This is a genomic window from Rhizobium sp. P1_E1 (assembly GCF_056406015.1).
The window spans coordinates 1-10352 of sequence record NZ_JBFUAY010000163.1; the positions used below are offsets into that span (position 1 = coordinate 1).

Below are 10352 nucleotides of genomic sequence, written 5' to 3' on the forward strand. Positions count from 1 at the left end.
GGCCGGACGGACGACCCATTCAGGGAAAGGTGAGGCTCGTCGGACCTTCGATCGACACCAATACAAGCCGGGCGATCGTCTATGTCGCGCTTCCCCAGGACGTTCAGCCGCGCACCGGTCTTTATGTCACCGGCACCATCGAATTGAGGACCACGCCGGCGCTGACGGTTCCGGAGACCGCGATCGTTTTCCGTGACGGCATAAACTACGTCTTTGCAGCCGGCGAGGACAAGCGGGTAAGACGGGTGCGGGTCGAGACCGGCCGTCGCACCGACGGCGAAGTCGAGATCGTCTCCGGCATAGATAAGTCGGCGAGAGTGGTGACGTCGGGCGGAGCGTTTCTGTCGGACAACGATCTCGTGAAGATTGCGGGAGAAGGTTGATGAACTTTTCCGCATTTTCGATCCGCAATCCCGTACCGGCAATCCTGCTCTTTGCGATGCTTGCCGTCGGCGGTTTGCTGGCCTTCAAGCATCTGCCGGTCCAGAACTTCCCCGATATGGATCTCCCGACCATCAAAATTACCGCGACGCTCGATGGCGCCGCGCCGGCGCAGCTCGAGACGGAGGTCGCCCGCACGATCGAGGACAATCTTGCCTCGCTGAGCTATCTCGACCACGTCACCACGACGATCACCGACGGCACGGTGTCGATCAGTGTCTCCTTCAAACTGGAGAAGGACAGCGAAACGGCCTTGAACGAGGTTCGCAACGCCGTCGACAGCGCACAAGCCGATCTGCCGGCGCAGATGCAGACGCCAAGCGTCACCAAAGTCACCGTGCAGAGTTCGGCGCTGGTCACCTATGCCATCCGGTCTACGGCCCTCAATGAAACCGAGCTCTCCTGGTTCATCGACAACGATCTGACCAAGGCGCTCCTGTCGGTACCGGGCGTCGGACAGGTCAACCGCATCGGCGGTGTCGACCGCGAGGTTCACGTCGACCTCGATCCGACAACGATGGCTGCATTCGGCGTCACCGCGACCACTGTGTCGGCGCAATTGAAGTCGGTTCAGGCCGATACTTCGGGTGGCCTTGGGGAGATTGGCGGCACCCGTCAGACATTGCGCACGCTCGGCGCCGTGGCATCGGTTGACGCTCTGAAAGAGCTTAGAATTCCCCTGGCCAACGGGCAGCAGGTTCGCCTCGATGACGTCGCATCCGTCACGGACAGCTTCGCGGAGCGTTCTTCGATGGCCTATCTCGACGGTAAACCGGTGGTCGCGGTCGAGATCAAGCGCTCGAACGGGTTTTCGGACAGCGGTGTCGCGGACGATGTCGACAAGGCTATGAAACAGTTCGCAGCCAAACATTCCAACGTGCAGATCGAGGAGGCCTACAGCACGATCGGGCCGATCATCGACAACTACGATGGTTCGATGCACATGCTGTACGAAGGGGCGATCCTGGCGATCATCGTCGTCTGGCTCTTCCTTCGGGACTGGCGTGCGACGATCCTGTCGGCCGTGGCGCTACCGCTGTCGGTCATACCGACCTTCCTTGTGATGTACCTGGCCGGCTTCAGCCTGAATATCGTCACCTTGCTGGCGCTGTCGCTCGTGGTCGGCATCCTCGTCGATGATGCCATCGTCGAGGTCRAGAATATCGCCCGCCACCTGCAGATGGGCAAGCGGCCGATCGACGCCGCTCTGGAGGCGGCCAACGAGATCGGGCTCGCCGTCATTGCAACCACCTTCACGCTGGTCGCGGTCTTCCTGCCGACGGCCTTCATGAGCGGCATACCGGGACTTATATTCCGCCAGTTCGGTATCACCGCCGCGGTGGCGGTCCTCGTCTCGCTCGTCGTCGCACGCCTGCTGACGCCGATGATGGCCGCCTATTTCATGAAGGCCCATCCGACGGAGGAAAAGGATGGCCGCGTCATGCGCGCCTATCTGGCAATCGTGAAAGCCGCCATGAACCGCAGGAAGACCACGGTGGCAGTGACTGCCGTCGTCGTCGCGCTTTCGCTTGCCACCATCCCACTCCTGAAATCCGGCTTCCTTCCCGCTTCCGACGACGCGCGAGCTCAGATCACGCTCACCATGCAGCCGGGTGCCACTATCGAGCAGACGGACGCCACCACCAGGAAGGCCGCCGATRTCGTCGGCAAGCTCCAGGACGTGACACATGTCTTTTCTTCGGTCGGTTCCGCATCCTCGGGCGGTGGCCCCGACTCGAGCACCACGAGCAGCGTCGGATCCGCGACGATCGTCGCTGTGCTGTCGCCCATCGGCGAGCGCGATCGCAAACAGTCGGAAATCGAAAACGACATCCGGCAGGCTCTCTCGGTGCTTCCCGGTGTGCGGGTCGCGGTCGGCGGCGGTGGCAACGGCACGAAGCTGGAGATCACCCTTGCCAGTGACGATGCCAACGCGCTTGACAGTGCAAGCACGGCGCTCGAGGAACAGCTCCGCACGCTGCAGGGCATCGGCGCGGTGACATCAACAGCGGCCAGGCAAGCGCCCGAGATCCAGATCACGCCCGACTTTGCGCGCGCTGCAGCGCTCGGGGTGACCTCGAGCGCCATCGCCGAGGCGGTGCGCGTGGCGACGAATGGGGAATATTCCGCCGATCTGCCGAAGCTCAACCTGCCACAGCGCCAGGTTCCCATCGTCGTCCGCTTCAGCCCCGAGACACGCACCAAGCTCGACGATATCAAGAACATGCGGGTGGCCGGAACGAACGGCAATGTCGATCTCGGATCGATTGCCGATATCCGAATCGGCGGCAGCCCGTCGGAGATCGACCGCATCGATCGGATGCGCAATGTCACCCTTTCCGTCGAGCTCAACGGCCGCATCCTGGGCGATGTCAACCGCGAGGCGCAGGCTCTGCCGGCACTCAGGCGCCTGCCGCCGGGGGTCACCCTTGTCGAACAGGGCGAGCTTCAGCGCAGTTCGGAGCTGTTCCAGAGCTTTGGCCTTGCAATGGCGATCGGCGTGTTCTGCATCTACGCAGTCCTCGTCCTGCTCTTCCACGACTTCCTGCAGCCACTCACCCTTCTGATGGCTCTGCCGCTCTCGCTCGGCGGTGCGCTGGTGCCGCTGGTGGTGACCGGAACCAGCTTCTCGATGTCCGCTGTCATCGGGCTGCTCATGCTCATGGGCGTGGTGACGAAGAACTCCATCCTTCTCATCGAATACGCGATCATGTCGCGTCGCCAGGGCATGTCGCGGTTCGATGCCCTTGTGGATGCCTGTCACAAGCGCGCGCGACCGATCATCATGACCACCATCGCCATGGCATTCGGCATGCTTCCGGTCGCTCTCAGCCTGACAGGCGGCGATTCCAGCTTCCGGCAGCCGATGGCGATCGTGGTGATCGGCGGGGTCATGATGTCGACGCTGCTCAGCCTCATCGTCATCCCCGTCATCTTCACCTTTGTCGACGACCTCAACGAGGCGCTCAAGCGCCTCGTGCGCCGGACCGGGCCTGATACCGCCGACTCGGAACCGCAGGCATCTAACGATCGCGCGGCGATCACCTTCAAGCCCGGGCTTTCGAAGCGAGGGCAAGGTCAGAGATGACTGCTTTTGGCAAGCTGGTCCAGCGCCCGATACCGGCGACGCCCGGCGACCTTCATGGCAACCTCTTCGGTCGAATTCCCTCCCCCGGAACGAGACCGCGGGACGTGTTCCCCCGCAGGCGGCCTCGCGCCGCCTGCGCGTCCTGCATCTTCCCTGCCAACAGCGTACCTCGCTGTGTCACAGAAAGAACCTTTACCAAACTTTACACTTCCTTAACCGCGCTTAACATCCGCACAGCTATTAGAGTTCGACCTCAGCTCAATCCGGAGTGTCGTGTGTCCAAGGCACATCGAATTATTCTGCGTTGCCGCCTCGCGGAGCGGAAAATCATACTTGCCGAGATTTGGCGGTGGTTGCTGAAGCTTAATTCAAAGAATTATATCTCAATTTCTGCTTTCTTAAGTCCCTGGATCCAATCAGGCCGCGCAGAAAATGTTCGAATAGAGCGTGATGCTCTACTGGAAGACATTTCAATTGGAGGAACGGGGTGATTGATGCTCCGGGTGATCAGCACGCGTTTGCTGGACAGATCAAACAGTTCAACAGGGCAGCGCGCCCTATCTCATGCTGAATATTGCCGGGCGTCATGACAATGGCGTCATGGCTTCGAAATCGGGCAAAGCGCCGCTGGCGTAGCCGACCGTTCCGAGCGAAGCGATGGCGATCCGGCCGTCGCGGATCGACAGCAGCGGTCCGTCGGCTCCCTGCTCGTAGAGATCGGGATGGGCCGCGGCAAAGCGCGCCTTCTCCGCCTGCGACGCTCCCTGCATGCCGGCCACATAGTGATGACCGTTGCGTTCGACATGGGAGAGGCCGAGCAGCGAGACCAGCGCCAGATCCTGCTGCACGGCGAGCCCGGCTTGGCAGGTCAGATCCTCGCCCGAGAGGAACAGTCCCGGCACCGTTCCGGTTCTGATGCGGATCGCCTTGAGTAACGAACGGTAAATGCCCTTGCAGGTTTTCGAGGAGACGCCGGTATAGCCGAGCCGTCTGGCGGAGGCGAAGGCGCCATCGCCGTCGTCGCTCTCATCGATCAGGAAGGGGAATTGCGCCGCCAGATCTCCCAGCGGCGTATCCATGGTGATTGCGCGCGAGAACGGCTGTTCGACAAAGGCAATGGCCGTGCGCAACCTCGCCAGCTGCGGCATCGCCTCGATTTGCGCCAGCAAGGCGGCGAGTTGTTCGACGGCGCCAAACTGTTCGTTGCCGTCGACCGTCACCCGATAGTCGGGCATGCGGTCCAGCACGGCAGCGATCCGCATCAGGCGGTCGATATCGGCATCGATCGCGCCTGAAAGCTTGATCTTGAACCAGCGGTTGCCATAGCGCGTTATCACCGCCTCGAGGCTTTCCGGCAGGCCGTCATCGACGGGATGGACGACATCGCCCTCGGTGATYGGATCGAGAAGCCCGATCGTATGCCGGGCTGAGATCGAGCCAGCAGGACGAAGATCGGAAAGCACCGCCAACGCTGCATCCGCGTCGATATCGTCGGGCAGCATGGGGCCGCCGATGCCGACGAGATTGCCCCGCACCGCCTCGAAGAAGGAAATGCCGGCAAGGCGGCAATAGGCATCGAGCGCGGCGCGGGCGATGAGCGAAGGGCCGAAACAGGCGGCCAACGGATTTCCAGGCAAACGCCGCACGGTTTCCATCTCGTTCAGGCGGGCGGCGGCAAACAATGTCGTCGGCGCCGACGGTCCGAGCGAAGCGGCCGCAGCAGTGCGGATCGAGCTGCGCAACTGATCGACATTCTGCGCCGGCGTCAGCGCCGGGTTCTTGTCGAACCATTTCGGCACCATCATCTCGGCGGCGGCGCCAAGGGCGGTTCGCCCCTCTTCATCCTCGAGACGGACCCTGAGAAAGGCTTGCGGCGCCTTTTCGAGAGTTGCCGCGCCAAAGCGGAACGGCAGACGCAGCTTGATATCGCGCTCGAAGGCGTCGATCTCGATGATTCTGATACGCGGCGCCGTCACGGAACCTCCAATGCTTCCGTCCATGGTCATGCCATGCGGTCGAGCATGGCGCGCGAGACTTCATGATGGAGCGGTTCGCGGCGAAGCAGCCGGCCGATCTCATCCACCATGGCCTGCCCCTGGGCGAGATGCGCCTCTTCGGTGTGACCGGCGGCGTGCGGCGAAATGGTGACATTGGCCAGTGCGGGATCGCGGAACGGACTATCCGGAGGCAGCGGCTCGTCGTCAAAGACGTCCAGAGCCGCCTCGATGCGGCCGGAGCGGATCTCGGCGAGTAGAGCCGCCTCGTCGACCAGCTGCGAGCGCGCCGTATTGATGAACAGCGCGCCGGGGCGCAGCAGCGCCAGTTCGGGGGCGCCGATCATGCGGTGCGTTTCGGGCAGGACAGGCGCATGCAGCGAGATCACGTCGCTCTGAGCCAGCATATCGTTCAACCCAGCGCTGAAAACGCCGAGCGCAGCAGCCTCGCTATCGTGGAGAAAGGGATCGACAACCAGTACGCGGCAGCCGAATGGAACGAGCAGGCGCATGACCGCCCGGCCGACATATCCGGCGCCGACGATGCCGACCGTTCTGGCGCCCAGCAATCTCTGCGGCACGGCGGCGCGGACGTCGAGCCATTCGCCGCCGTTGCGCAATTGATGATGCAGCCGATGAATGCCGCGCATGGCGAGCAGCGCTTCGGCGACGACGAACTCGGCAACCGAAGCGGCAATTTTCGAGGCGGCATGGGTGACGCGAATGCCATCGTCGAACAGACGGGCGGGAACGAGTGTTCGGACGCTGCCTGCCGAATGGGCGACAAGGGCGAGTTGCGGATGGCGCTGGCGCGCGGCAGGATCGAAGGGCGGCGTGCCCCATCCGGTGAGACATGCCGTGGCGCCTTGCAGCAGGTGGTCGACATCGGTGGTGTCGACTGTGGCGCCGGTCGGCCAACGCACCTCACCAAGGGCGTTCAACTGGGCAATCGCTGCGTCGTCCAGCATCATCCGGCGGGTTTTTTCGGTCAGCAGTACGGCGATAACGGGAGCCTGTTCGTTCATGGTTCTACTCTTTCGCTGCGGCGACCAGGCGCCTGAGATGGGCAAGATCGGCGCGGACCTTGTCGAGCGCCTGCTCTCGAGAGACGCGGTATTGGGAATGCATCGAGAGCACCCCGGCAAATCCAGTGGCCACCAGGTGCGGGACGATTTCGTTCCAGGGCACCATGCCTTCGTCGAGCCCGTACCAGTCCGAATGCCATGCGCGCTGGCCGTGAGGTCCGCAAGCGCCGGGAAACCAACCGCTGTTCTTGACGCCCATGCAGCAGAACCACGGTTCAAGAATATCGAGGGTCAGACGCCAGTCCTCGCTTCCCTCCCGAATGATCTGATTGGCCGGATCGGGATAGGCGCCGATCCTGACCGGATCACGCCCGGCCAGCAATTGCACCGCCAGCGCGCCCGAGCTGTGCAGGGTGCCGCCGTGAAGCTGGAGGGTCAGCTTGACGGCGAAGCGTTCGGCCAGGCGCTCGAAGCCGTCGAGATCACGCCGTGCTTCATCAAGCTGGGCCTGCCAGCGCCGCGACGGGTCGTAGCGCCAAAAGCCAAGCCGGACCTGCCCGATGCCAGCCTCGCCGCAACAACCGAGAAGCCGGGATGCGGCATCGTCGGGCCGGGTGGAGTCGATGGTCGCCATCGGCGTCCGCAGGCCGGCCGCGGCAAAGAGCGTCACGGCCTTGACGATTTCCTCCGGCCTGTCAGGGGAAACGGCGTGGCCATCGCGAATGAGAAGATCGGCACAGTCGAATCCCAAACCGGCGGTGATCCCGGCCGCCTCCTCGAGCGGCAGACCCTCCAGGGTCTTGGTGAAATAAGCGATATCCATCGATCAGATCCCAGGCAGAAAGGCATTGTTCATGAGCGGGAAACACAAAGCTCGCTGCGGCGGCCGAATGCATCGCGGGCGCAGACCGCATAACGCGCGCCCTCGGGCGGCGACATGTGCAGGAATGCCGTCGAGATCAGCGGCGCGGGACTGACCTTTTCAAAAGTCCCGCCATTGGTGCTGACCAGGACATCGTAGAAGATGGCCGGGCTAATATCGCCGGAAGCCCAGAACAGCATGCGCTCCTCCCGGCCGCCAAGACCAAGATAACGTTCGACGACAAGGCCGGTCGGTGCCGCCGGTGGCACGCCGACATCGGGAACGACAAGCACCTGCGTCAGCGACGGCAATGGCACATCGAGGTCGACACTGATCCGGCCTTCGTCGCACGCGACGACGCTGATCGGATGCAGCAAGGCGGGCTCCTGCGCCCGGCGCAGTTCGGCAAACTGCGCCTCGGTCGGTGCGGGCGGTGCGCCGACCGGCTCGAAGGGGCCGCGCGGATTGGTTTCGTCGCGCTGGGCCTCCCAGACCTCCATCGGATTGGTGAATTCCTCGTCGATGCGCAGCAGGCAAAGTGCGTGCCGGCCGGGAACCAAGCCGCTCACCTCGAGGCGGACGGCGGTCCGGCCCGAACGGTTGATGGCATCGACGCTATGGATGAGGCTGATGGAAACACCGCCGCCCGGAAGCCGTGTCGGCAGGATCGACAGGCCATCCTGGTCGGGAGCAAGCGGCGGTTCGGCCGTCACCTTGCAAACGGTATCGCCCAGCGTTGCCAGCAGTTCCATCGATGTGAGGCCGGGCTTCTTGATGATGTCGARGGGCGGCGCGCTGTCGACATCCGTGACCAGCATATCCAGATTGGTCTTGTGCTCCCACTGCGCCTTAGTGAAATTGCGCGAACCGAAATAGGCAAAGATCGTGCGCTGGCTCCAGCCGCCGATAAAGGCGTGGTCATTGCTGAGGAAGGTGAAATTCGCCGCTTTCGGGGCGATGATGCGCCGGTCGTGCTGTTCGATGATGCGGGCGATGATGCCGGCGTAATAGGCTTTGCCATGCCAGCTATGGTGATCGCTCCACCCAAGCTGCGGATCGCATTCGTCGTTGATGATGGGCAGGCCCGCCAGGCGCGGGTGGTGCTCATTGAGATAGTCGACGACGAGCAAGGTGCGGTCGACGATGGCGTTGGTTTTCGGGGTCAGGTCTTCCTTGCTGCCGTTGACGCCCTTTTCGTGGATCGAGATGTAGTCGATCCGCGGCGGACCACTGCCGGTCAGGCAGCTCATGCCGCTGTCGCAATGGGCCATGAGGGCGCGAAAGATCGGCGAGAGCGTGCGGGCGGTGCCGGGGCCGCCCATCGGCAGGCTCGGATCGATGGCGTCGAGCCCGGCGACGCAGGCGTCGTAATAGTTGGTGTAACCCTTGATCCCGTAGGTCCACCAGCCGGAATCGGCCTCGTTCGTCGTTTCGAAATACCATGTGCGCAATTCGTCCATGCCGTAACGCGCGCCATAACGGTCGACTGTTGCCGTCACGAGATCCCGCCAGCGCCTGACCTGATCCATGTCCTCATAGTCAGTGAACAAGCCAGATGGGTTGCCCATCAGCTCGAAGAACGGCTTCAGGCGGTGTTCGATCATCACGTCCAGCGCGCGATCGAGCAGGGACCAGTCATAGCCGGCCCCGCCCTTTGCGCTCAGCAGATTGTAGAGATAATGCACACGCAGGAACTTGATGCCCTCATTCGGCAGGCCGCCGATATAGGCAAGCATCTGGCGCATCTCAGGTTCGAGAAGCAGCTCGGCGGGCGAAAAGCCGGTGCCGCGCCAGAACCGGTTGAACGGGCGTACCGCTTCGCTGGCATCAACGTTTATTCGCGTACGTTCACGCATGGGTCGTCTCTCCTTGGGCGGAAGTTGGCGGTGCGCCGCAATGCCGGCACACGAGGCCAGGAGCGGGATTATTTGAACTTGTCGCGCATCGCATCGATGCCGGGGATGGTTTTGGTCAGATGCTGATGGGCGGGATCGAAGCGCTGGATCAGCCCCCGCCGATGCTTGCCGACGAGAATGGTGAAGATATAGCCTCGGTGCCCCGGCGAGGTGACCGTCGGGTGGTAACCCCGGTCGACCAGGACTGTGTCGCCGTTGCGGGTCATGAGGATCTTGACCGGACCGTCTTCATCATAGGTGATCTGGCTGCCGAAACCGGTCTCGGGCTGGAAGCGGTAGTGATAGAGTTCTTCATGCCGGGTCTCGACATCGCCGTCTTCGGTATCGTGCTTGTGGGGGGGATAGCCGGACCAGCAGCCCTCGCCGGCATAGAGTTCACTCACCAGCAGGTTACCGCAGCGTCCGTTCTGTCGTTGTCCGAGCAGGTGGACGATCCGCCGCTGGCTGTGCGTGTCCGACGAGCCGACATTGACCGCGTCGACCTCATCCGGCGTGATGCGAAACGCGGCGTAACGCGTGTCGCAGAGGCCGCCGGCAATGGCGACTTCCGCCGCCGCGCCACGAGCCGATATCCGGACATTGGCGCCGACCGGCGCGTAAACCGAGTCCGCATCGCCTCCCCAGATATCGGCTCGCCGGCCCACCGCTTCGAACATGATGTCATCGACCTCGATATCCACCTGCCCCGACAGCACGACGTAGAGGCTTTCGTGCATGGGCAGCCGCCGGACGTCCTGCTCGTTGGAGGCGAGCGTGACGAGATCGAAGTAGATAAGATCGAGCGTCGTGGAGGAGGTATYCACAATGGGACGCTGCTCGGAGCGTGGAATGAATTCGGGCATCAATTGAACTCCGGAACGGTACGGTCGGCGAAGGGATTAAGCGACAAGGATTCGGCGTAGTGACAGGCCACTTCGTGCCCATCGGCTGTGACGGTACGCAGCGCCGGCACCTCCTGCTTGCAAAGCTCGGTGGCGTAGCGGCAGCGAGGATGAAACGCGCAGCCGGGAGGCGGATGGGCAGGAT

8 protein-coding genes are annotated in these 10352 nt (G+C 62.9%); 2 read left to right on the plus strand and 6 right to left on the minus strand.

Translation table 11 applies throughout. The features are described 5' to 3' along the window. Together AC1D1Z_RS29515 and AC1D1Z_RS29520 are read left to right on the plus strand one after the other, a co-directional pair. A partial coding sequence (locus AC1D1Z_RS29515) for an efflux RND transporter periplasmic adaptor subunit (protein WP_477852466.1) occupies positions 1-383 on the plus strand: 383 nt, incomplete at its 5' end. After that, positions 383-3529 carry an efflux RND transporter permease subunit gene (locus tag AC1D1Z_RS29520; protein ID WP_477852467.1) on the plus strand — a complete coding sequence of 1049 codons (3147 nt, stop codon included), beginning with the start codon at positions 383-385 and terminating at the stop codon, positions 3527-3529. The genes AC1D1Z_RS29515 and AC1D1Z_RS29520, both read left to right, overlap by 1 nt. A gap of 584 nt (positions 3530-4113) precedes the next feature. Here AC1D1Z_RS29520 and AC1D1Z_RS29525 read toward each other — a convergent pair. The 6 genes from AC1D1Z_RS29525 to AC1D1Z_RS29550 all read right to left on the minus strand — a co-directional run. Beyond that, positions 4114-5535, minus strand: coding sequence for an enolase-like domain-containing protein (locus AC1D1Z_RS29525; protein ID WP_130719317.1), 1422 nt, complete (start codon positions 5533-5535; stop codon positions 4114-4116). Beyond that, on the minus strand, positions 5532-6548 hold the full coding sequence (locus tag AC1D1Z_RS29530) for a hydroxyacid dehydrogenase (protein WP_047620453.1): 1017 nt from the start codon (positions 6546-6548) through the stop codon (positions 5532-5534). The genes AC1D1Z_RS29525 and AC1D1Z_RS29530 overlap by 4 nt, the downstream gene beginning before the upstream one ends. 4 nt (positions 6549-6552) lie before the next feature. Beyond that, entirely contained in the window at positions 6553-7371 is an 819-nt protein-coding gene (locus tag AC1D1Z_RS29535; RefSeq protein ID WP_047620452.1) for a sugar phosphate isomerase/epimerase family protein, read from the minus strand. Between the two features lie 29 nt (positions 7372-7400). Beyond that, complete coding sequence (locus AC1D1Z_RS29540; RefSeq protein ID WP_477852470.1) at positions 7401-9266, minus strand: GH39 family glycosyl hydrolase; 1866 nt, start codon at positions 9264-9266, stop codon at positions 7401-7403. Between the two features lie 68 nt (positions 9267-9334). After that, the gene (locus AC1D1Z_RS29545) at positions 9335-10168 is read right to left on the minus strand and encodes a 5-deoxy-glucuronate isomerase (protein WP_477852472.1); all 834 of its coding nucleotides are present in this window, start codon (positions 10166-10168) and stop codon (positions 9335-9337) included. Continuing rightward, positions 10168-10352, minus strand: a 185-nt coding sequence (locus tag AC1D1Z_RS29550) for an oligopeptide/dipeptide ABC transporter ATP-binding protein (RefSeq protein WP_477852473.1), incomplete at its 5' end; no start/stop codon positions are given. The genes AC1D1Z_RS29545 and AC1D1Z_RS29550, both read right to left, overlap by 1 nt.

What these genes read in the sequence shown, in the direction of transcription:
- AC1D1Z_RS29535 (WP_047620452.1), bottom strand. Translation starts at nt 7,371, where the DNA reads ATGGATATCGCTTATTTCACCAAGACCCTGGAGGGTCTGCCGCTCGAG.
- AC1D1Z_RS29530 (WP_047620453.1), bottom strand. Translation starts at nt 6,548, where the DNA reads ATGAACGAACAGGCTCCCGTTATCGCCGTACTGCTGACCGAAAAAACC.